The organism is Roseofilum sp. KMC-1 (assembly GCF_057802075.1).
The window spans coordinates 122,393-145,846 of the sequence record NZ_CM173605.1 but is presented as its reverse complement, the minus strand read 5'-3'; the positions used below and the strand labels follow the sequence as shown (position 1 = coordinate 145,846).

Genomic DNA, 23,454 nt, shown 5'->3' with positions numbered 1-23,454 from the left:
CCAAAGTTTCAGTGTACCTTGCTCTGGCTCTGATTGACCCAAAATACACCCACCAAAATCATAGCACCGGCGATCGCCACTTTCAGGGTTAAGGGTTCCTCCAACACCAGCCAACCCATGAGGGTAGCGATAATGGGCACTAAATAGAGGAAACTCGAAGCTTGGGCCGTGGGCAAGTGAGCTAAGGTATACGTCCAAGCGATATACGCAAGTGCCCCCGGAAAAATCCCCAAATAAGCCACCACTAAACCCACTTCCACCGTATCCGGGAATCGGACAAAGAAGAGAATCGGCAATGTTCCTAACCAGACGGTATAACTGGCTAATTCTAACGGAGAATAACGCTTAAAAAACGGCCGCTGAAGGACAAAATAGACGCTTTGGGAAAAAGCCGCAATTAAAATTAGTCCAGAAGAAGCAGCAAAACTCAAACCTTCTCCTTTTCCCAGCACAATCAACACCATCCCCCCTAACCCCAAAGCCATACCTAACCACCCTTGAAGGGGTAAGGATTCTTTGAGGATAACAGTCGCTAAAATTGCCGCCATACAAGGACTAGAGGCATTTAAAATGCTGGCTGTTCCTGCGGGAACGACAGTCTGCCCCCAAGATAGGAGGAAATGATAGAGGGAAACCCCTAAACATCCTTGGAGTAATAATCGTGGTAAATCTGCGGTATGGGGGAAGCGAATTTTGCTGGAAATTAAAGCAAAGAGGGCCAAAACTAAAGAAGCAATCAAAAATCTAAATGCCACTAAGTTTAGGGGAGCAATGGTTTTTACTGCATAGCGAACTCCCGGAAAAGCGGAACCCCACAGCAAGATACACAAAAGCGCACAACTCCATCCCACCCAAGAAGATTGACTCTTCATAAGTCGCTCTCACCCAGTAACCAATAGGTCGTCATTTTTCCTCGACCTCGAACATTAAATATTCCTCTTTTTTCTAAAATAAACTTGTTTTTTAATTGCTCATAGGTGGCTTCAGTGACTTGAATTTTTCCCGGAAAGCCTTGGGATTCCATCCGAGAAGCAATATTTACCGTATCTCCCCATAAATCCAGTTGCAGTTTACTGACTCCAATGACACCGGCAACCACCGGCCCCGTATTAATGCCAATCCGTAGTTCAAACGGTTGATCGTCATCGGTTTCGAGTAATTTTTCTAAGATGCGGGGACGATTGAATTTTTTGATGACTTTCTGCATGTCTAACGCGAGTTTGGCAACCCGTTCAACTGATTTTCGATCTTGTATATTTTGGTAGACGGGTAAACCTCCTACGACCATATAAGCATCACCAATGGTCTTTATTTTTTCCAGTCTATAATCGTTGGTGAGTTGATCGAATTCTGAAAAGATCTCATTTAATAAAGTCACTAGCTCCGTAGGATTGATTTTGGCTGAAAGCTCTGTGAATCCGACTAAATCAGCAAATAAAACCGTTACTTCAGGTAAATAATCGGCAATAGTATGACGATTTTTCTTGAGTTTTTCAGCAATATATTGAGGTAAGATATTTAACAGCAGTTCTTCAGAGATTCTTCTTTGTTTACGAAGTTCATCTTCGATTTGTCTTTTTTCAGTGACATTTCGTACTGTTCCTTCAAAATAAAGCAACTCTTCCTTATCATTTTTTACCTGACGCACGCTTTCAGAGATCCAAATAATATCACCATTTTTACAATAGATTTCTGATTCAAATTCTTCAACAAAATCATAAAGTTCCATGTAGGCTAAGAATTCATCACGACGCTGAGGACGAACATAAAAATTTTCATTAATATTGGTAATGGTAGCCATTAGTTCTTCTGGGGAATCATAGCCATAAAGTTGAGCTAGGGCTAAGTTCGCTTTGATAAATTGACCTTCCGCAGTGGTTTGAAACATACCATCAATGGCATGTTCAAAAATACTGCGATAATTATATTCAGCTTGTTGCCGAGCTTTTGCTTCTTGGGTAAGCATATTTTGCAGATTGAGCAGACTGAGTTGAATGTTGATTTTAGAGAGAACTTCTTGAACTTGAATGGGTTTGGTGATATAATCATTACCACCGACTTTAAAGGCTTTATTTTTATCTAAATCTCCGCTTAAGGCACTGACAAAAATAATGGGTATAGATCGATAGGTTGGATTAGATTTAATTCTTTGACAGAGTTCATAACCATCCATATCAGGCATCATAATGTCCAGCAAAATTAAATCCGGGGGTGAAAAATGGATGGCATTGAGGGCTAATTCTCCATTAATAGCTTTGCGGACGCGATACCCTTGTTCGGTGAGAATCCGAGATAAAAATCGGATATTATTCGGATTATCGTCAACGACTAAAATATCCTGAAAAGAGGGTAAACTAATATTGTCTGGCATTATCTGAAATCCCAAATCAAAATGGGGGTATAAAGGCAATAGCCAAGACCCCTGAGCTGCGATCGCCTCTTTCCCTTTATAACATTGGCATTCCGAACTCCGATCAAGATCTTTGGCCCTCGATCGCCTCTAGAGTCGTCTCCAGAATCAGATCCAGGCGGTAATGCTCGACTAAATCGGCGATCGCCTCCCTTAAGTCAGACTGATTATTAGGAATCTCTAGCAACAATTTTTGGATAAACTCTTCATCAGCTTCAAGGGTAGCTTGATACAATTGATTGACCCAATTGATGGACATTCCCATCAATTGCTCTCTACTTAGTCTCCTCTCTGTCTCATAACTGGGATGGACAACGATCTCCTGATTTTCCGGAGTTTCATAGATATACTCCACACCCAAATAATGGCTCATTTTTGCTAATAAAACAGCTTGAGTCACGGGCTTATGAATTAATTCATTACATCCGGCCGCCTCAATCAATACTTGATCTTCCTCCAATGCACTGGCTGTGAGCGCTAAAATCGGAATTGCAGCTCGGCCAGTCTTCTCCTCTTCCATCCGAATCAAGCGAGTAGCTTGATAACCATTCATAACAGGCATTTGCAAATCCATCCAGATCAAATGAGGAGCGTAATTTTCCCACAGAGTTAAGGCTACTTCCCCATTGTCTGCTTCCTGTACCTCAAAACCTAGGGGTTGAAGTTGTTTCACTAACAATCGCCGATTTTCCCACCGGTCATCGACAACTAAAATTCGATAGATGGGTTGATTGGGAGCTAAAGCAATGGGCTGTTTTTCCAGAGTTTCCTGGGGCAGGTCTTCTAGAGCAGCCCCTCGTAAGGGAAGTTGAACTCTGACTAAAGTCCCAACCCCCACCTCAGAGCAGACCTTAATCTCTCCCCCCATCAGTTGCACCAGTTGTTGACAAATCGTCAAACCCAGTCCAGTTCCTTGTCCAGATTTTACCCCAGAGCGCGTTTGTATAAAGGGTTCAAACAATAAGGGTAATTCTTCTGCTTCTATTCCTTCACCCGTATCTTGGATTTCCCAGATATACTCTTGGGTTAGAAGTTGATCCTTATTAGGAGCCGGAAAGACCCGAATGGTGACCGATCCTTCATGAGTAAATTTAACGCTATTCGATAATAAATTTATCAGAATTTGTCGCAGTTTACCCTGATCGGCGATGACCCAACTGGGAACTTTTGGATCAAAGGTCGAGGATAACCGAATGCCTTTCTGATCGGCTTTTAGTCTTAACATATCCTGCACTTCATAGAGCAAGCGATATAGATCGAAGCAGGTTTCGTCTAAACTAACCTTACCCGCTTCAATTTTAGACAAAGAGAGAATATCATTAATCAGATCTAATAAATTTTCACCACTGCGATTGATTATGTGTAAGTATTCTTGATGTTCTCCACTCAGCAAAGATTCCCGCTTGAGAATTTGGGTAAATCCGAGGATAGCATTCAGGGGGGTGCGGAGTTCATGACTCATCCGGGCAATAAATTGACTTTTGGTGTGATTGGCCATTTCCGCCGCTTGTTTGGCACTTTGTAGGGCAATTTGAGTCTGTTTCCGAGCTGTGGCATCCATACCGACACTCAAGATTCCAACCGCTTCTCCAGATTCGTTATAGAGTAAGCGATTTGTCCATTCAACCCACACGCGATCGCCATTTTTGCGTTGATTTTCATTTTCATAGGTCGCATACTGTTCTGTATGTTCTAAAATTTCGTCAATTATTGGATATAAATTCTGCCCATCTGTATCTTTGATCGGGACAATTGTACCTTTGATATTTTGACCGATAATTTCGTCTTCAGTGTAACCAAAAAAACGTTGGGCGAATTCATTGAAGAAGACAATATTTCCTTGACAATCGATTTGTAATATGATACTGTTTGCAGAATCAACTAACTGACGATATTGGGTTTCACTCTTCCGCAAAGCTAATTCAGTCTGCTTGCGTCCTTCTATTTCTTGTTGCAACAATTGATATTGTTCATCAAGGGCATCTTTGGCTAATTTAAGCTCTGTAACATCTGTTTGCACGCCAATATAATAGAGGAGTTCTTGTTGCTCGTTAAAAATGGGCGATAGGGAGAGATCATTCCAGAACACACTACCATCTTTGCGATGATTTTTGAGCGTCACTCGGCAAGATTTTTTCTCTTTTAGAGCTTGTCTTAAGAGGCTTAATCCAGGTTGATTGCGGTCTTCTCCTTGTAAAATGGTACAAGTTCGACCGAGAATTTCGGCTTTGGTATAACCGGTGAGCTTTTCAAATCCGGAATTGACATAGACAACGGGATTTCCCGGTTTAGTGGAGTCGCTAATGATAATACCATTGGTGCTGACGGCGATCGCCCTCTCCAGTAACCCTAGTTTTTTTTCTGTATCTTTTCGATAAGTAATTTCACGGGATATCCAAATAGCTGTATTGTGTTTTAGGGGAGAAATGGTCGCTACAAACCAATGTTCTTCTCCACCCATCGGCCAACAATATTCAAGGTTTTCTATGGTAGTTTTTTGATCGATAACATAGCGCGTCCAATACCGTTTAAATTCAGCAACTTGTGGCGGAATAATAGGATCGATATTTTGTTCTAAGTTAGCTTTTTTCTGCTGCAATTCCCTGAAATATCGAGTGGGTGCAACCTTTAGGCATGTTCCCTCATAGGTTAAAACCACAATGATTTCATCCATGGCTCCAAACATAGCTAAAAGCTCATTTTCAGAATTTTCCAATACTTGTTTGGAGTAACTTATTTCCGTAATATCATTAATGTTTAGTAACAAATATTTTTGCCCACCCAGTTTAATAACTTGGGCAGATATTAAGCCAATTCTTTCTTGACCTTCCTTATTTTTGAAAGTGACTTGAATATTAGAAACCTCTTTATGTCGATCGACTTCATCAAATAAAAAATTCCAGTCCTTAGAGGATAAAAGTAAATTTAGATGAGCGATCGGCTGACCAATAATTTCTTCTCGTTTATAGCCAATATAGTCTATACAATTGTTATTAACTTCTAGAATTTCTCCTCGATCGTAGCCAATTAAAAATAACAAGCTGGGACTAGAAAAGAAGATTTTATGAAATCGTTCTTCTGATAATACCCAACTGGCTTCGAGTTGTTCGATAATCGAATCCTGTTTTTGGAGCGATCGCCATAAAGCCTGGTTTTGTTTATAGGTTTTTTGATGCTGAGTATAACTAGCGGTCTTCACCCGTAGTTCAATCAAGTTGAAGGGAGCAACTAGATAATCTTTAACTCCTGCTTCAAAGAACTGCATTTTATCTACGGAAGCACCGGAGGAATTTATGGCTAAAATCGGTACATTTAAACGATGTTGAAGAGCCGTACAAATATTTAAGGCAGCAAAATGAGAAAACCCAACTTCTAAAAAGATCAAACTCGGATCGACAGCATCCACTAAGGTCAACACTTGGGAAATTTCAGTAGCCCATTTGACATCATACCCTTGTTCAACCAGAAAGGTAGAGAGCCAAGCTAAACATTCCGGTTGGGGATGGACAATAATGATATTCACGGGTGACGATGCAGGGGGATGAAGCATATTTGCAAATTCCCAAGATAATAACAGGATACTTAGATACAACCAAAAGTCTCTTGACTGTGCTGAACTCTAGAACCTAGGATCGGTTAGATTTATACTTATGATAAATGCAAAATAGGGATGGAAATTAACGATTTTAAGGTTGATCGGCATAAAGCGTGCCTAATTGCTCTGGAGTGAGTTGATCGCTGGGGAGATCGAGGACTCATTTTCCCCCTTGTAGTCCTAAGAGGCGATCGCTATAGGCTTGGACTAAATCGACAGGGCGATCGCCTCGCCACCTGTTGCTGTTGTCCTCTCGAAAGGCGATCGGCTGGCTGAAAAGCCACATCTATCTACCAGTTTAACCGGCTCTAGGGTGGCCAGTCCTTCAAGTAAGAGCGATCAAGAAAACCTCCCTCTTAAACACTGCCATAGGGAAACCTCCCGCAACCGTCCCCCAAACAATTTTCTAAAGCACTGCGACGACGGACTAAATTAAACTGTTGCTTCAGTTACCCCTTAGATCTTAGGGTTTAAAGCATAGCAATTGCCGATCTAAACGGCGCAAATAATCAATGCCATAAGCCCCTGATTCTAATCCAGAAATTAACACATCCGGTAAATCTGGCTCAATTTCTGGACTCCAAGAGGCAGCACTTAAAGCCATTGCTGCTACCGTATCCACATCTCCCGTAAAAGCAATGCAATCGTGTAATAAACCACTTAGAGAATGATTGCACATAATCGCCGTCACTGCCGCTTGCACACTCATCCACCCCTGAGATTTGACTTTTCCCGTCCAAGGGGTAGCCCAGTATCCGCTAACATGGGCTTCTAGAAATTGACCTAAATCAGCTTTTGCCCCCAATTGATAACAAAAATAATGGGCCATCAGAGCTGAGGCGATCGCCGCTCGAATGCCATCAGGAGTATTATGGGTAATCCGAGCTTGGATACGGGCATAGTCCATAACCTGTTCAATATCCGGTAAAAGACCGATGGGAGTCGCTCGCATGGCGGCTCCACTCTTGTCAGAATGCCAATTAATACCGGCTAAAAATTGCTCTCCATTTTCCACACTACAGAGATACTGATAAAATTTGCCCGCATAACCTTCCCGTTGATCCCGCTTAAAGACCCTAACAAAGGCATCAGCAAGAACTGGCTCTGTCCAGGGTTGTCCAGAAATTAAGACTTCGGCGATCGCCAGACTCATTTGGGTATCATCGGTATAAGAACCTGGTATTAGGGGATGACGGAGATTTTGAACATAGCCCCTCAAATGATTATGCGTCTCAACAAACTCTGGCTCGGCATACTCAAACCCAGCACCGTAAGCATCACCAATAGCTAATTCTAATAACATCTTCCTACTCACCTCTCCAAGGGGTTATAGTCTTCAATCGTTCAACCCGTGTTGTCAAATAGACGCTGAAACTATAGCTTAGAAGCACAGGTCATTGACCTTAAATTTCTTCTGTTGCCTTTCCCCTATGTCTGAGGAGCCATTTTTCATTCAATTAAGTTGGCAAGATCCGGAAACGGGCGATCGCCAAGACCCCGTATTTCCCTTACCAGTCGCCTTGGGCCGAGAGGAGGTCTCGATGCCCAAAACCGTAGAGAATCAGACCGTTACCCCTGTGGTACTCGACCATAAGAAAGTCTCTCGTTTCCATGCCCTGATTACTCTAGAAGGAAAGCAAATCCTCTTAACCGATCGCAGTGTTAATGGCACTCGATTACACAATCATCTCCTGCAACAGGGAACCTTACCCGTTCAGAGTCAGGATCGGATCGAAATTGGCCCCTATCAAATCACCTTAACCGTGATTAGTCAGTACGATCCTGAAGCCACAGAACCCGAAAGCACCCGCCGATCTCCCTCAAATTCTCCCACTCAAATCTCGGTCACCCCTTGGTGGTCTCAGTCCTGGATGATTGGTATTATGGGCGCTGTGATGGCCGTTGGTTTGGCGGTAGGCACTTGGGCGGTTGTGAGTTGGCTATTGGAAAAGTCTAGACCCTCTAAACCGGGTGTAGAAGAGGCTTTGAGGATGGAATGGCGCAATGATTAAATTTGGGCGGCGATCGCCATATTGGATACTGGTGAGCCTATTGGTGTGTCTCTTGACTCTAGTCCCTTACCCCAGTTGGGGGCGATCGCCCTTTAGCCCCATCGAAGAACGGGCCACCGTGCAAATCGATGGTAACGTTTTATTTGAAATTAGCGGTATTGTAGGCTTTCCTGCACCTGAAAGGGCAGAGGTGATTAACCTCAAATTGGAACAATTGCTGCAAAACTATCTCCAGGATCAGGAAAATGCGCCCCAATACAAGATCGATCCCGATAACGAGCAAGCGATTTTAAGTTTCGATCGTTCCTATTTGTTAACCGTAACTCCCCAAGATGTTCGAGGAGAAAGAACAGTAGAATCCCAAGCGCGGCGCTATGCAGCCTTGATTTTAAATGGGATTGAGACCGCCCAGTATGAGCGCACGGCTGAATATCTGCGTCAAGCGGTATTGGTAATGCTGGGGGTGCTGTTAGTGGCGATCGCCCTTCACCTAGGGGTAGATCGGGGAGTCAAGCTAGGAGAGCGTCGCCTCGGAGCTTGGGTTACCGATGGAGAATTACAGATTCAGAACTTACAAATTTCAGAAAAATTACTGCATCGGTTAATTAAGTTAGTCCGTTTTGGGCTGCTGTTTGGGTTGTGGTGGGCAGTGGGGTATTATCTCACCGATCTGTTTCCCCTATTGCGGCGATCGCGCTATTGGCTCTTCGATCTCATTCTGGAGAGTTTGATCGACCCCATTTTCACCCTGAATGAGAACAGCTATTCACTACTAGATCTGCTCACATTAATCGGATTAACCGCCGGGTTATGGATTGGGGTGCGATCGCTCACTCGCCTATTCCGAACCCGTATCCTAGCCTTTACCAGTACCGATCGAGCCGTCCAAGACGTATTAGGGGTACTGGTGCAATCCCTACTCATGTTTCTAGGTCTATTGATTATCTTACAAATTTGGGGATTAAATGTTAGCTCATTAACCATTATTGCCAGTGTACTAGGGGTAGGGATTGGGTTTGGACTCCAAAATATCGCCAATAATTTCATCAGTGGCTTGATTATCACCTTTGAGCGCCATGTGCAAGCAGGCGATTTTGTTGAAGTAGCCAATTTAATGGGGACGGTGGAACAGGTAGGCGCTCGCAGCACCCAGATTTTAACCTTAGATCAGGTTTCCATTATTGTGCCCAATTCTCGATTTTTGGAAACAGAAGTGATTAACTGGAGCCATAGTAACCCAGTGTCGCGGTTGCGATTACCCGTGGGAGTCTCCTATAATTGTGACCCGGAACAGGTTCGCCAGGTACTTATAAATACGGCCAACTCCCATACAGATGTGATGGTTGAACCCCCTCCCCAGGTGTTATTTAAGGGATTTGGAGAGAGTTCTTTAGATTTTGAGCTATTGGTATGGATTAGGGAACCTCGCGGACAGTTTAAGCTCAAAAGTGACCTCTATTTTCGCTTAGAGAAAGCCTTACGCTACTATAAGATGGAAATTCCCTATCCTCAACGGGATTTACATCTGCGATCGAGCCATTTAGACGAAATTTTACAGCATTTGCACAAGGGCGAAGACCAACCACAACCGCAGAATAATCCCCCTTTAGAGTTAACAGATACAGCATTGGAGTATCTGGTGCAGAAAATGCAAGGGGAAGAAGGGGTAGAGATTAAGGATCGATGGTATCGAGGCAATTTCTATCCCGGTGTATTTGTGGCCGCAGAAGCGGTAGATTGGTGGATGAAAGAATTGAAGCTCAAACAACCGCAATCCGTGCAGTTAGGGCAGGTGTTGTGCGATCGCCAAATCATCCATCACGCTTTTCAGGATATCCCCTTTCAAGACAATTATGAATTTTACCGCTTTTATTAGTCATGAATCATTTTGAATAAAAACCTATGGCGCTTTTGGCATAATTGAAAACAAGGTTTCTAACACCTCCTCCGGCGAATGATATCCTAAACCATAACAAGCACGGTTACGCCAGATAATCGCCGGAAGATGCCCCACCGGTGCAGAGAGAGAAAAAATTAGTTGATCCATACTTAACCATTTGGACCCAGAGCGCCAACCAATGCGATCGCAAAATGCCTCATAATGGCGATCGCACTCCTCCCAAATCCACTCCTGCACCCCAAACCCAAACCGACCCTCACTATACTCATACCACAGCCGATCTAACGTCTCTATATCCGTCCTCGGCAGTCCCTCCATCTCCTCCAGCGCCAGATCATCCCCCTCCTCATATCTCGCAAGCGCCAAAATTAACCCCCAAGTATACTCATTTGCCTCTTGCCAACTCCCCGCCGCCAGCAAATCCACCAAATGACTATAGTCCATCCCCACCTCAGACGGCCAAGGATTTAGCTCTGTAATTCCCTGTAACCCTCCTAATTGAGCCAAAACCTCATACAAAAGGTTTCTCAATTCTTCCCGCTCCTGAGCCGCTATTTCTAGCTGTTTCTTTAACCAATCCGTCTCCGTTTCCTGCTCTGGCAACAACATCGACTCCTCAATCCAAATCGAACCATTCTCCAACTGCTCCCCCATCAGCCTACCCTGCTTCCACCAGCGCCAAGCCGTCTTATAGGAAACCCCCATCTGTTGGGCATAATTCGATAATGTTATGCGCCGTTCTTCTTCCAAAACCGGACTCAAATTAGTGAGAGGATAACTTAAGTTTAGGGCAATTGGCTCTAAGCCAATTGCACTTCAAAACTCCATTCATGCAAACATTTCCAGAGTTTTTCTGAGCAAAACCGTTAGTCTAGCTAACCCTTCGATTTCCCATGACTACCGAAACGAATGCCGATGAACACATCATAAAGGAAACTCCAAAAGCTCTGTTTTTCTAGAAGTCCTAGGGTTTGGGTGCAACCTTTACGATCTAATAGAGGTTTCATCACTCCATAAGTTTTTTGGTAGTAGTACCAGGGAATAGAGGGCCAAAGATGATGAACGAGATGATAGTTTTGGCCAAAAATTAATAGATTGAGGATCGGACTCGGATAAACTCTAGCATTTTTCCACCGGGCGGTTTCATGGAAGGGGCGATGGGGAAGATAGTCAAAGAATAAGCCTAGGGCTAAACCAACAATGCCACTGGGAACGAACCAAAAATTGAGAATATAGCTCAAGAAACCCCAATGATAAGCTGCGGCAACGATCGCCACTAGAAACAAACGACTGAGGAACCATTCTAGAAGCTCATTATTTTTCCAGAGTTTGCGCCGGAAAAAGTAGATTTCGTGGTAGAAAAAGCGGGCATTAATCAGCCAGAGAGGCCCCCCTGTGGAGACAAAATGATCGGGGTCATTTTCAGGATCATTGACGTTAAGGTGATGCTCAATATGGACGCGGGTAAACACCGGAAAGGCAAAACCGAGCATGAGAGCGCTACCATGACCGAGAATGGCATTCAGCAGGCGATCGCGATGTGCAGCATTATGGGAGGCATCATGAATGATTGTTCCTGATAAATGCAATGCCAAGATACTCTCCATAAATGAGAGCCAATGGGGCCAACCTGCCCACCAATATCCCCAGACTGACAGTCCAATTAAGATCAGAGCTGCCAAGAACATAATCACATTGAGATTCAAAAAGGTCTCAGGTGGGTGAAGCAACTCTTTGGGAACGGTCAGGGGTCTTTGTCCCTCCGACACCATCATGCGATTCGGTACTCCTTCATGTAACTCGTACAAATAAGCCTTTGGGTAGTATAGAGGATGACGGGAAAATAATAAAGTTTTGTAACATCAACTCATTTAATAAATCTATGCTGCTATCCCTCGATCGCCTTTATCTTACGAAGAGAAGATCGAAACGGAATCTATGGTGATGAAGCTCCTGTTATTCCTATTGCCGAGTGTCCTCCTAACTTGGGGAAGTAGCGATCGCCTCTGGCAAGCCTATACCCTCTCTCCCACTGAGGTTTCTGCCTTAGAACCTCTCCCTACCCGGTTTTCTGGCTGGTTAGCGATGGAAGGAGGATTTCCCCAACCGGGTTTAACCCGCTTTACTCCCGCTAATTTTGGCTCTCAACGACTCAATGACCATTTGGGCTGGTATTTGCATCAGGTGGCGCTCTATGGCCCCCCCGATATTCTCATTGTCGGCAGTTCCCGTGCCCTGCAAGGGGTCGATCCCTTCGCTTTAAGGAAAGCCCTAGAAGGGGAAAACGGGGAACAGTTGAGCATTTATAATTTTGGGATCAACGGCGCAACCGCTCAAGTGGTGGATCTGTTGATTCGAGAAATTCTCACCCCCGATCAACTTCCCCGTCTCATTCTCTGGGCTGATGGGGTACGAGCTTTTAATAGTGGTCGCCCAGATCGCACTTATGAATCAATTCTTGAATCTGAAGGGTATCAACTACTGTTAGCAGGAGTCCGTCCTATGGTTCCCCTACCTTGGCCGGATGCCGAGCAGTGTTATGACTTTCCTGTACCCTTTGCCAGTTCAGAGTCATCGGTTTCCTTAATTTCTAGTGCCCTTAGTTCCCCTTGTCTTTTGCCTCCAGTTTCCCAACGCCATCAAGCTTCCATCTGGGATAAGGCCTTAGCTACCATCCAAGCTAACCGTACCTTGAGCGATTTAACCCCTTTGGGCTTTTTGCCGGTTCAGCAGGTGTTTAATCCCCAAACTTACTATAGCCAGTATCCCCGCATTGCTGGACAGTTTGATGGGGATTATAGCAAATTTTATCTTCAGGGAGAACAGGCGATCGCCCTCTCTAATTTACTCAGCTACACCCAAAGACGGCGAGTTCCCCTTGTCTTTGTTAATCTTCCTCTCACTGCCGATTATCTCGATCCAGTCCGTTTAGGCTATGAACAAGCTTTTCAGCAGGAACTTAACCAGTGGTCGGATCATCAGGGCTTCAAGGTGGTCAATCTGGTGAGCCAGGAATTAAATAGCCTAAAGAATCCTGACTATTTCGCCGATCCCAGTCATATTAATCAATGGGGGGCGATCGCTGTTGCCCACCACTTGGCCAAATATGCTAACATTCCTTGGCCAAAACCTCAATCTAGGAAGTGAGCCATGCCAGATAATGATGAATATGAGATCGAGTAGTCCAGTCTACTGGTTATTTGTATTTAGCCTTCTAGGAGCGGTTCTCCTCTGGATACTCCGAGGAATCGGGCTATTGACCTTTATTCCTGGAGGAATCATCATTTTACTGCTCTGGACGGCGATCGCCGCCGGTATCCTCCAACTAAGCCTCACCCGTTTCTAGCCTCTTGTTACAAAACTTGATGATTAGTAAGAGTTACGCTATAATTCCTCTGTGGTGTGAATAAGCATATCCTCCTAAATAAAATGAAAACTTCTTCTAATGTTGCCTTAGCTACCGAAAATAAATCTGTATCAACCTCCATTCAAGCCAAAGAATCCTGGAAAAAGATGCAGAACTTGTATCAAGCGGATCAGCAAGTGAAGTATTTACACTTAGAAGCCGAGGTAGAGTGTTTGTTGCAGCAGATTCAATTAATGGCTAGAAAATAGCTCCTTGCATCAAACCGTCTCACCCCTGTTTATACTCCTGAAGAGGCACAACGTTAGAGCTAATCAGCCATAATTAGGTAATCCTTTACCTAAGAAGAGCTATGAGTTTATCTTTACCTCATCTCATACTCCTGACCTGGACTTCCCTATGGCGAAATCCCTTGAGATCCGGTTTGACCTTGGTCGGAATATTTATGGGGGTTTTTGCTGTTGATGCAACTCTGAAAGTCCGTACCATTTCTACAGCCGTTATGGAGAGGGAATTAGCCCAACGGGAAGCTCCACGGGTTGAAATCTGGAAATGGGGTATGACTCCAGAGGATAAGGTCTTTTTCCAGGAACGGTTAACCCAAATTCAAGCGATCGCCACCAATGAATTTATCAGTTGGAATGGTTCAGTCTTCTTTGAAGACCAACAGGCTCAGGCCACTAACAGTGCTGTATCCGAAGCCTTTATCTCGACGGCCGGCCGACAACTTCAGAAGGGAAGATCGTTTACACCTACAGATTTTGCAGAATTTCGTGCGGTGGCGATCGTCGATCAGTTTTTGGTCGATCAACTCTTTGAAGACCGCAATCCGATCAATCAACGTATATATACAGAGGGCAGGCCCTACACCATTATCGGCGTAGTCGCTACCCTGCCAGCAGACGGGGAGCAGCAAGGACTGGTTTTGATTCCTTCAACCCTCTATTATGCCCTGACCGGTTCTCAGCGATTTCGGAACCTGTTGATTCGCCCCCAAAGTTTAGAACAGCTTAATCATCTAGAACAACAGGTTAAAAGTTTAGCTCAACAGAGATTTCCCCAACAACAGTTTTGGGTAGGAACCAATATAGATGAAATCTTAGAACAGCAAACAACCCTAAAATTAGCCTCCCAAGGATTAGCATTAGTGGGATTAATTGCTCTGTTCGTTGGTGGTGTGGGCATTGCTAATATTAGCATTGCCTCCGTGATGGAAAGAAGAGCAGAGATTGGACTGCGTTTAGCCATTGGGGCAACGGAGCGGGATATTTTATTTCAATTTATTCTCGAAGCCACCCTACTGAGTTGGGTAGGGGGGGTAATGGCGATCGCCACCGTTCACAGTTTAACCCTCATTGTCGTCGATCGATTTGACTTACCCTACCGCTTCGATCCCCAAGTCGCTGGATTTTCCCTCGGAGCAGCCCTAGTCGTGGGTATGGGAGCCAGTTTTTTCCCCGCCTGGCAAGCGAGTCAACTCGATCCCGTTAGAGCGTTACGCTCTTAATTAAAAATTAGCTTGACTTTAAACTTAAAATAGATAATAATAAAAGATCGGAGTGCTTAGTCAGGTTACTGAAACACTCCCAGAAGCGGAACTGGCGGAATTGGTAGACGCGCTAGATTCAGGTTCTAGTGTCCGCAAGGACTTCGGGGTTCAAGTCCCCGGTTCCGCATCCCCAGAGTTAGCGATTTAAGATTTGATCGTCGAGGGAAAAATCTACCTCTAGCTTCTCTTTTCCTTGAGCCAGATAATCGGTTTCAAAGGAATCTTTTAACCCAGATACTAGGTCATATTTAGGCTGCCAATTGAGTTCGGTTTTGGCTTTATGAATATCGGCAAAGAAATGCTGAACGCGCATAGGGAAGGCTTTGCGTTTGCCAAAGTCAAATTGTTTGGGGTCATAATGGACAATTTGGATATTTTCTACTGATTGACCACAAGCGATCGCACAAGCTTGGGCTAATCCATCAAAAGTGACATAGCGTTCCCCAGAAACATTGTAGATTTGACCGATCGCCTGAGCGTTTCCCAAAACCGCTATCATGGCTTGGGCTAAGTCATGACAATGACCCAATTGGGTAATAGCGTTACCTGTACCAGGAATGGGAAGGGGGCGATCGCGCACAATACGGTCAAAGAACCAAACTTCTAAAGGATTATAATTCAACGGGCCGTAAATATAAGTGGGGCGAATAGAGGTGAAGGGAAGCTCCTTTTCCCTCAGATATTCTTCCGTTTCAAACTTACCTTTATGGCGACTTTTCGGGTCTACAGGATCGCCTTCAATATGGGGCGGTTGTTCGGATTTTAAGTAAACTCCAGCAGAACTCATATAAACAAAGTGTTTCACTTTACCAGCGAACAAATCCGCCAGAGGTTGAGTATCGCTCAGTTCCCGGCCATTATTATCAAAAATCGCATCAAATTCCTCACCCGCAAGCTTATCTTGGATTTGGCTGGCATCCGTGCGATCGCCATGAATTTCCGTCACCCCTGCAACGGGGGCAGGTTTATTGCCTCGATTAAATAAGACAACTTCATGACCTTGGGCCACTAATAATTGGGTTAAATACACGCCAATAAACCGCGTGCCACCCATGACCAAAACTCGCATAATTTTTCCTTTTTTTTCCAGATTCTAACTTCTAGTTTATCACTATTGTCCCTCATAACAACGCCAAGTGCCATAAGAGCGAAAACCGTTGTAACCGAGCAGAGCTTCTGTATTCATTACCACTGGGGATTTTTCGCCAGCAGTGCTGTTGCTCCTGAAGCATCCATAGGGCGCGATAACCAATACCCTTGACCATAATCACAATTGAGTTTCTGAAGCAATTGAAACTGATCTCCGGTTTCAATCCCTTCGGCTACCACCGTCAATCCCAACTTATGGGCCAAAATAATAATCGTCTCAATAATCTCCCAACTTTCATGATCTAGGGCCGTTCTTTCCAAAAATGACTTATCAATTTTTAACGTATTTACGGGCAAATTATGTAGCCGAGCCAAGGAAGAATAACCCGTACCAAAATCATCAATACTCAACTGAATCCCTGCCTCTCTCAAGGTTTTCAACAACTTCAGGGCTATCTCTTCATTTTCCATCAATCCACTTTCTGTAATTTCTAACTTTAAATACCGATGATCTAAATTCATTTCATCAAGCAAAGTTTGAATCTGACTGACCAGGTTGGGATTATGTAACTGCAAACTTGATAAATTAACCACCATAGTTACATCCAATCCATGGGGAAATTTATTTTGCCACTCTCGTAACTGATAACAAGCCGTCTTTAAAATCCAATCTCCTAAATCCATAATTAAGCCGGTTTCTTCCGCCAAAGGGATAAAATCAACCGGGGAAACCATGCCTCGCGTAGGATGATACCAACGGACTAGGGCTTCAAATCCACTAATTCGACCGGTGTTAAAAGAAACAATAGGTTGATAATAAAGGCGAAAATCGCTTTGAGCTTCTAGATCCGAGACCCATTGCTCTGAGGCATAGGAAAAATGACCGGGAGAAGGATTAGAATTCCCGATCGCACCCGATAAATTTTCCTGTTCTCTGCCAGCGCGATTAATCGCTCGGCGCAGATCCAATTCCAGCTCTAATCTTTGCACTTCTGCATTGTGGAGATTTTGGTCAAAAATAGCATAATGATTGCCCTCTTTAACCTTAGCCTGATACATAGCAATTTCCGCATCCCGAAGCATACTTTCAGCCTGGGAATAGATATTCACTGAAACTCGATCGAACTCAGAATTGACAGCCGATAGAGCGACACCAATAAATGCAGTCATGGCAGATAAATTTTCTGCCAGTAAACTCATGGTGTCATCGGCCGCCCTGGAGTTGTGGACTAAACCATAGCTAATCGGTTTATGGGAGAGGGTTTGATAAATACTTTGGGCAACATCGATCGCCTGGGATGGATAGGATAAAGGTTCAAGCAAAACCGCAAACGTATCCGTATCCAGACGAGCGATCGTAAATTGAGTCGCCATAGAGGAATGCTCTGAATGAGAGGAATAAGGGGAAGTATGGGGAGATAAAAGAGGGCGAGAGGAATGCATAGAAATCGATCGCCTCAATGCTTCTTCAATGCGACCGGAGATCGCCACCTGCAACTCATTACTCAAGCGATGACCGGAATCAGCGTTAACCACCTTAGAGCGATCGATATAAATAAAAAAGACCGCAAACAAAGGCGGTTGCAATTGTCCGCGAGTTCGGGAAAGTAAACCCTCCAAGCGATCCATAAATAAGGCATAATTGGGTAGACCAGTCGCCGGGTCATAAAACGCCGACTCAAATAACTGCTTCTCCCGCTCCACCAAAATCGCCTTCATCTTCAACCGATCTTGAAGCGTCACCATAAACAACGTCAAACCCAACAACACCAGAGGAGATACCACTGGCAACAGATAATAAAAACGGAAAGCACCATAACAAACACTCAGCCATAGTCCCCCCAACCCCACCACAAGGAGTGCTTGTTTGCGAAACGACCAAAGCACGACTAGGGAACCCAAACTAATAGCTCCCCCAAAATAGAACAACTGCATCCATAGGGGATGCCAAGATGCCCCGACCTGTTGCAGTGGATTCTGGGATAATAAATTACTCACTACCGCCGCATGAAGATGAATCCCATTGGCGGAGGGATTAATATCAAATGGAGTCAGGATCGGATTAAAACCGGTGACATTAGCACCTACAATCACAATTTTGTGTTGAAATTTCTCCAGGGGGACTCGCCCTTCCATCACATCCGAGAACCTGTATTGGGGTAAATGTTGCACCGATCCGGGCCAATTAATCCATAAGGGGCCCGACTCCTTCCGATCTAATAATCGAGACTGAGAGATCAGTGCATTCGCCACCGCCACGCCAAGGGCTGGGATATGGCGCAATTGAGGCTGTAAAGTACGAGTTAAGCCGTCAGGATCTTGATTGCTCAGAACATGGCCCATCGCCACTGCCTCGGCTGCCAATTCTGGAGCTGGGTCTTTCTGATTTCCTTGCTTATCCCAAGCCACCGGCAGTGCCACGGGAACTTCACCCATAGCTTGAGCCAACTGTGCATCATCCGGGGAGGGGTCATGCATCAATATATCTAAAACGACTATCCGGGGTTGACTGGGAGCCAAACTCTGTAAAAGGGCAGCATAAATTTGGCGAGGGTGATTGGAGTTTTGTCGATTTTTCAGTGTCGTTTCATCAATGCCTACGATCACTATGTCACTATGCCAAGGCTCTTCTCCTCGCAATTGAAATAAGCCTCGATAGGCTAGTTGCTCTAGTTGATCGATCAAGCCCACTCCCTCTAGCGCGATCAAGATTAGCGCAGCAAGTGCGCCTCCAATCCAGCGTTGCCATCCCGGAGTTGAAGTCAAGTTTTTGATCGGGTAGTTTTGACGGTTCAGCATGTTTGGCTTGATTGAGAGTGGTGGATAACCCCGCTTGGCCAGGGAAGTGAGTAACCCCCTAAAGCCTGTTGGCCAGTTTCAATGGCGAAAGCCAGCTTACACAGTACCTTTATTTTGAAAGTCAGCGATGCAAGGAGACCCTTCTGTTAGATTAACGCGATTCTCTAGCAGCTCATCAGGATAAAGAGTGACTAGAGGGTTGAAAGAGGGCGTTTTCCTGATGGAATTAGTCAGAAATTTGTTGCAGTCCGATTAGGCCCGGTTCGGGTAATAGATGCTCCCTAGGGACTGTCTGTTTAGATTTATAGCAGGCCTAAATGAGTTATGTAACGATTGCCCCTCATCCCCCTACCCCCTTCTCCCACGAGAGAAGGGGGAAATGCCCTCTCGGAGTGGGAGAGGGATTTTCCGCAAGCGGACATGAAAGGGAGAGGGCATTTCCCATTGCACAACTCATTGAGACTAGCTATAGAATAGCCTGAGAATTCGGTGAGAGCGGCTCAGGAAAAGGGGAGGAATTTAAGGATTAACGAGATAGGGGGATTCCACTTCGGGCGCTTGGCCGGTTTTCACTAACCCTTGATAGATTAGGGCGGCTACTTCTGCACGGGTGGCGGGTTGGTTGGGACGCAGTTGCCCAATTTTGGGATAATTGATCGCCATCTGCTGTTGAGTGGCGATCGCCACTTTGTCTAAGGCATAATCCGCAATTTCCTCCCGATCCTCATAGAAGGCTAACATTTGATCGGTATTCACCTCTGGCACTTCCCGTAATAAGTTGGCTAAACTCACCAGCACTTCAACCCTTAAAATCGGCTCTTCTGGGCGAAAGAGATCCCCTGGATAACCCCCCATCAGTTGGGGAATGGTTGTGGCCACATATTGAATGGCGGCCTGGGCCCAAAAGTCTTGGGCTACATCTTGAAAGCGGACAAGCTTACGCACTTGGGGGAGATCGAAGGTTTTCTGGAGCAGACTGGCAAACTCGGCGCGGGTGACTGGGGTATCGGGGCGAAATGTACCATCAGGAAATCCAGAGATCAGGTTACGCTCGACTAAAGCTGCGATAAAATTCTGGGCCCAATGGTTGGCGGGAAGATCGGTAAAGGAAGTCTGCGCTGGAGAGGAGTCAGAAACGGATCTAAAGCGCATTTGTCCGGTTTCTCCATTTTGACGATAAAACAGAAACAATTGGCCATCCGGGTTAATCTGGTATGACTCGACTTGCCCTAATTTCTCTAAAAATTGGTCTTCTTGCTGGGAGAGGTTGCCACAGGCTTTGAAGGTGCGACCAAAGGGATCGGACATCATCAGGCGATCGCCTTCAATTTGGTAGTTAGAAAAATAATTGTTACATCCACCAAAGCCATTTACTTTGCCCTCTTTGAACATCAGGGTAATCGGCTCTTGGGAAAGGGGACGCTCGGTGGTATCCCCTTGAGTCCAATCGATCCATTGCCAAGAAGTGCTTTCTAGGGATGGGGAGAGCTGGGCAAGATGGAGGTTGGGGCCGGTAGTGATGACCATGAAGGTAGCAATCGGCAGGATAGGAAAGGGAGACATAGTTTTGAGCTAAGGTTAAAATCGTTGTAGTAAACGTCCTTTGAGCGATCGGAGATCGTAGGACTGTTGATATTGGATTAAATCACAGTTATAGCGCTGTAAAAACCGTTGCTGTTCCTGGGTGGCAATTCCTGTGGCGATCGCCTTCAGTTTCCAGTTATGGCATAATTCAATCATGGCTTTAATCAGGGGCTGATTTTGTTGAGGGTGTTGAATTAAGCTCTCATCAAGTTTCAAGGCATTGAGAGGTAAGGAACCTAAGTCCTTGAGAAACTGATTGCCCGGGCCTAAACCGTCAATGGTAATCGAAATGCCTCGCTGTTGCAGCGATCGCAGGGTGGCTGCCATCTGATTTTGATTCTTTGCTCCTAGTAGGGTGGTCGCTGAAAATTCTAGGTCTAGGCGAGCGGTGGGAAAACTATGGGTTTGACCGGTGCGATCGATAATACTGAGTAGGTCTTCGCTAAAAAGTTGTTCGGATACCCGCAGGGCAACACGCAGGGGCTGTTTTGTGCCCTGGATGGTTTTCACTTGTTGACAGGCTTGATCTAAAATCCATTGGTCTAACACTAAGTTTAATCCGCACACTGTGGCTAATTCAGATAATTTTTTGGCGGGCAGGCTACCCATCTGGGGATGTTCCCAGTGAAAGCTGGCAGCTACTGCGATGCATTGGTTTTTTTTGACCTCAATTCTGGGTTGGTAGCGGATTTGAAATCGGTTGGCTAACCAGCCATGGTAAAAGTCTTCTTCAAGTTTTAGGTCTCTGGTTTGGTCAAGTCCGAATAGGGGGGGAACATAGACGCGATAATGGTTACCGCCCATACTCTTGACGTTACCCAGGGCGATACTGGCTTGCCGTTGCAGTTCATCAAAGTTAGTGGCTGTGGGATAGAAACTGATGCCGATGCTGGCGGTGACGATCGCCCTATGATGGCTTATGACCACTGGTTCATTAATGGTCTCTAAAATCTGTTTGGCTCGCTCAGTGGCCAGGGTTTGATCGGCGACTGGGGATAACATTACGGCAAATTGTGCCCCGTTTCCTTTGGCGACTTGACCGCCGAGGGGTTGGATTGACTGGGTGAGTCGTTGGGCGATTGTTTTTAAGACTTCTTCTCCTTGACGATGACCGATGGCTTCTTGAATTAGCTCCAGGCGGTCTAAGCCGATTAGCATCAAGGGCACTAGGGAACGACTGAGGTTACTTTGGGCCACGGCTTGACTAAAGAAGCCTTCGGGTTGGCCAAGGGTGCTAATTTGGGGGAGGCTGGTAAGGGTATCATACTGTTCGAGTTGGGCCGAGCGCTCTAGACGAGCGGCGATCGCCTCTAATAGTTCATCGGGGGTGAAGGGTTTGATCAGATAATCATCAGCTCCTAAGTTCATCCCCACCCGCAGGTCTTGTCGTTCTCCTTTGGCTGTGAGGAAGACGAAGGGAACATTTGCTGTGGCTGGATTTTGGCGCAGGGCACTTAAGACTCCATAACCATCGAGTTCGGGCATCATGACATCGCAGAGAATCAGGTCTACTCGATGGGAGAAGGCGAGTTCTAGACCTAGGCGACCATTTTCGGCACTTAAGGTTTCAAAGTCTTCGGCTTCCAGAAAATCTACTACATTACTGATAATTTCTGGATTATCTTCAATTACAAGAATACAGGTCATGATTCAATTAAAAATTAAATTTTTTCATGTCGGCGACAGCCGAAAAAATTAAAAATGATAGCAACCGCTTAGGCGGTGAGGACTCTTTTTAATATTAACAGTGGTGTGAGCTAGTGTGGGGGAACGGGTATGAGGGTTGAGTTAAATGACCAAGCGGGAAAGGTTTTGGGTCATAACCAATCGCGTTGGTACAGTTGCCGCCTCGGAGCGATCGCCGCCGACCCATTTTTAGTTCGTCAGCATAAAACCAAAGGGGAAGTTAAAAAGATGGGGTTAACTCGGTTCGAGAAAATTATAGAGAATTTCATCGGGTTCATCTTCCATATCTTCATCGATTTCGGGGATAAAGACCGTTTCAGAAACGGGTGTTTTCTGGCTCGATGTATCCTTGAGTTGTTGTTGTCGTATGAGGCTCACTAGGGTATGCAGTTGATTGATGGTTTGCTTTAAAAGAGCGACTTCTTTTTCTAAGGCAACGAGACGATCGCCGGAATTAGCGGCAACTTCTCCTAAATAGAGGGCGATCGCCTCTTGCACTACCTCTTCTGAGGTTTTGTGGCGATCGCTGGCGATCTGGGCGATCTTCTCTTGCCAACTGGGGTTAAGGTTTAACTTCATGATGCGATTCATCGAGTTGAACAGAAATAGGGATTATCCTAATAATAAGGAATCATCGGCTAATTCTTCTCCTTTAAGCTGATTAAAGCGCTCTAAGAGATCTGCCACTTCTAATCCTTCCCGTTCTTCGCCCGCAATATCTAAAATAATTTGCCCTTCATGCAACATAATGGTGCGATCGCCCACGATCAATGCCTGACTCATACTATGGGTGACCATAATGGTGGTTAGCTGTTGCTCCCTAACGATTTTGCGGGTGAGTTGCAAGACAAAATGGGCGGTTTTAGGATCGAGAGCGGCTGTATGTTCATCCAATAATAAGACCTCTGTCGGGGCTAAGGTGGACATCAGCAGGCTGACGGCTTGGCGTTGTCCTCCGGATAATAATCCCATGCGATCGCCCAATCTGCGCTCTAATCCTAATTCTAAACTGGCTAACTGTTCCCGAAACTGGGCGCGACGACGGTTGGGAAGGGCTAAATTTAAGCCCCGAAAGGCTCCCCGTTGAACGGCTAAGGCCATATTTTCTTCTACGGTTAAATTCGCACAAGATCCTAAGAGGGGATTTTGAAATACTCTGGCGACTAATTTAGCTCGTTTTTGGGTGGGCCATAGAGTAACATTTTGACCGGCAATCTGAATGCGTCCAGAGTCCGGCAGGCGATCGCCACTAATTAAATTTAACAGCGTGGATTTTCCTGCGCCATTGGAGCCAATGACGGTGACAAACTGCCCGGCGGGAACATTGAGGGAAACCTGGCGTAGGGCGGGAGTTTCTAGAGCCGTACCGGGATTAAAGGTAACACAAGCGCGATCGATTTCAATCATGAAGAATTTTTCTGTTAAGCTTAAATTCAAGACTTAAATTTTATATCAGAGGCAAAGGG

General features: G+C 45.2%; 19 protein-coding genes and 1 tRNA gene. 7 read left to right on the top strand and 13 right to left on the bottom strand.

The features are described from left to right. Positions 1 to 8: 8 nt before the first annotated feature. The 5 genes from AC3FZD_RS00730 to AC3FZD_RS00710 form a co-directional block, all read right to left on the bottom strand. On the bottom strand, positions 9 to 872 hold the full coding sequence (locus AC3FZD_RS00730) for a DMT family transporter (protein WP_488738289.1): 864 nt from the start codon (positions 870 to 872) through the stop codon (positions 9 to 11). Then, the gene (locus tag AC3FZD_RS00725; RefSeq protein WP_488738288.1) at positions 869 to 2,371 is read right to left on the bottom strand and encodes an adenylate/guanylate cyclase domain-containing protein; all 1,503 of its coding nucleotides are present in this window, start codon (positions 2,369 to 2,371) and stop codon (positions 869 to 871) included. Before AC3FZD_RS00725 ends, AC3FZD_RS00730 begins: the two co-directional genes overlap by 4 nt. A 103-nt stretch (positions 2,372 to 2,474) precedes the next feature. Beyond that, positions 2,475 to 5,933: a PAS domain S-box protein gene (locus AC3FZD_RS00720; RefSeq protein ID WP_488738287.1), complete on the bottom strand. Its 3,459-nt coding sequence runs from the start codon at positions 5,931 to 5,933 to the stop codon at positions 2,475 to 2,477. 232 nt (positions 5,934 to 6,165) lie between these two features. Then, the gene (locus AC3FZD_RS00715) at positions 6,166 to 6,291 is read right to left on the bottom strand and encodes a hypothetical protein (RefSeq protein WP_488738286.1); all 126 of its coding nucleotides are present in this window, start codon (positions 6,289 to 6,291) and stop codon (positions 6,166 to 6,168) included. A 177-nt stretch (positions 6,292 to 6,468) separates the two neighbouring features. Then, positions 6,469 to 7,308 (bottom strand): ADP-ribosylglycohydrolase family protein, encoded by an 840-nt coding sequence (locus AC3FZD_RS00710; protein WP_488738285.1) that lies wholly within the window; start codon positions 7,306 to 7,308, stop codon positions 6,469 to 6,471. A gap of 127 nt (positions 7,309 to 7,435) precedes the next feature. Here AC3FZD_RS00710 and AC3FZD_RS00705 point away from each other — a divergent pair, with 127 nt between their 5' ends. Further along, the gene (locus AC3FZD_RS00705) at positions 7,436 to 8,017 is read left to right on the top strand and encodes an FHA domain-containing protein (RefSeq protein WP_488738284.1); all 582 of its coding nucleotides are present in this window, start codon (positions 7,436 to 7,438) and stop codon (positions 8,015 to 8,017) included. Beyond that, entirely contained in the window at positions 8,010 to 9,893 is a 1,884-nt protein-coding gene (locus tag AC3FZD_RS00700) for a mechanosensitive ion channel domain-containing protein (RefSeq protein ID WP_488738283.1), read from the top strand. The genes AC3FZD_RS00705 and AC3FZD_RS00700 overlap by 8 nt, the downstream gene beginning before the upstream one ends. A gap of 24 nt (positions 9,894 to 9,917) precedes the next feature. On the opposite strand, the gene AC3FZD_RS00695 is transcribed toward AC3FZD_RS00700, so the two are convergent. Both AC3FZD_RS00695 and crtR read right to left on the bottom strand, forming a co-directional pair. Continuing rightward, positions 9,918 to 10,679 carry a GUN4 domain-containing protein gene (locus AC3FZD_RS00695; RefSeq protein WP_488738282.1) on the bottom strand — a complete coding sequence of 254 codons (762 nt, stop codon included), beginning with the start codon at positions 10,677 to 10,679 and terminating at the stop codon, positions 9,918 to 9,920. Positions 10,680 to 10,792: 113 nt separating this feature from the next. After that, complete coding sequence (crtR, locus tag AC3FZD_RS00690; RefSeq protein ID WP_488740419.1) at positions 10,793 to 11,692, bottom strand: beta-carotene hydroxylase; 900 nt, start codon at positions 11,690 to 11,692, stop codon at positions 10,793 to 10,795. Between the two features lie 169 nt (positions 11,693 to 11,861). On the opposite strand from crtR, the gene AC3FZD_RS00685 reads away from it, so the two are divergent. The 5 genes from AC3FZD_RS00685 (at position 11,862) to AC3FZD_RS00665 (ending at position 14,957) form a co-directional block, all read left to right on the top strand. Further along, complete coding sequence (locus tag AC3FZD_RS00685) at positions 11,862 to 13,064, top strand: hypothetical protein (protein WP_488738281.1); 1,203 nt, start codon at positions 11,862 to 11,864, stop codon at positions 13,062 to 13,064. 13 nt (positions 13,065 to 13,077) lie between these two features. After that, entirely contained in the window at positions 13,078 to 13,263 is a 186-nt protein-coding gene (locus AC3FZD_RS00680) for a hypothetical protein (protein ID WP_488740429.1), read from the top strand. 83 nt (positions 13,264 to 13,346) lie between these two features. After that, positions 13,347 to 13,532, top strand: coding sequence for a hypothetical protein (locus AC3FZD_RS00675; protein ID WP_488738280.1), 186 nt, complete (start codon positions 13,347 to 13,349; stop codon positions 13,530 to 13,532). Positions 13,533 to 13,633: 101 nt separating this feature from the next. Beyond that, entirely contained in the window at positions 13,634 to 14,788 is a 1,155-nt protein-coding gene (locus AC3FZD_RS00670) for an ABC transporter permease (protein WP_488738279.1), read from the top strand. 85 nt (positions 14,789 to 14,873) lie between these two features. Further along, positions 14,874 to 14,957 (top strand) — tRNA-Leu (locus tag AC3FZD_RS00665). Between the two features lie 9 nt (positions 14,958 to 14,966). Here AC3FZD_RS00665 and AC3FZD_RS00660 read toward each other — a convergent pair. The 6 genes from AC3FZD_RS00660 to AC3FZD_RS00635 all read right to left on the bottom strand — a co-directional run bounded on the left by AC3FZD_RS00660 (position 14,967) and on the right by AC3FZD_RS00635 (position 23,395). Beyond that, positions 14,967 to 15,899, bottom strand: coding sequence for an NAD-dependent epimerase/dehydratase family protein (locus AC3FZD_RS00660; RefSeq protein ID WP_488738278.1), 933 nt, complete (start codon positions 15,897 to 15,899; stop codon positions 14,967 to 14,969). Between the two features lie 116 nt (positions 15,900 to 16,015). After that, positions 16,016 to 18,718, bottom strand: a complete 2,703-nt coding sequence (locus AC3FZD_RS00655; protein ID WP_488738277.1) for an EAL domain-containing protein — start codon at positions 18,716 to 18,718, stop codon at positions 16,016 to 16,018. 519 nt (positions 18,719 to 19,237) lie between these two features. Next, positions 19,238 to 20,281, bottom strand: coding sequence for an S-layer homology domain-containing protein (locus tag AC3FZD_RS00650; protein WP_488738276.1), 1,044 nt, complete (start codon positions 20,279 to 20,281; stop codon positions 19,238 to 19,240). Between the two features lie 15 nt (positions 20,282 to 20,296). Further along, on the bottom strand, positions 20,297 to 21,949 hold the full coding sequence (locus AC3FZD_RS00645; RefSeq protein WP_488738275.1) for an EAL domain-containing protein: 1,653 nt from the start codon (positions 21,947 to 21,949) through the stop codon (positions 20,297 to 20,299). A 273-nt stretch (positions 21,950 to 22,222) separates the two neighbouring features. Continuing rightward, complete coding sequence (locus AC3FZD_RS00640; protein ID WP_488738274.1) at positions 22,223 to 22,567, bottom strand: hypothetical protein; 345 nt, start codon at positions 22,565 to 22,567, stop codon at positions 22,223 to 22,225. Between the two features lie 33 nt (positions 22,568 to 22,600). Next, complete coding sequence (locus AC3FZD_RS00635) at positions 22,601 to 23,395, bottom strand: ABC transporter ATP-binding protein (protein ID WP_488740418.1); 795 nt, start codon at positions 23,393 to 23,395, stop codon at positions 22,601 to 22,603. Positions 23,396 to 23,454 lie beyond the last annotated feature (59 nt).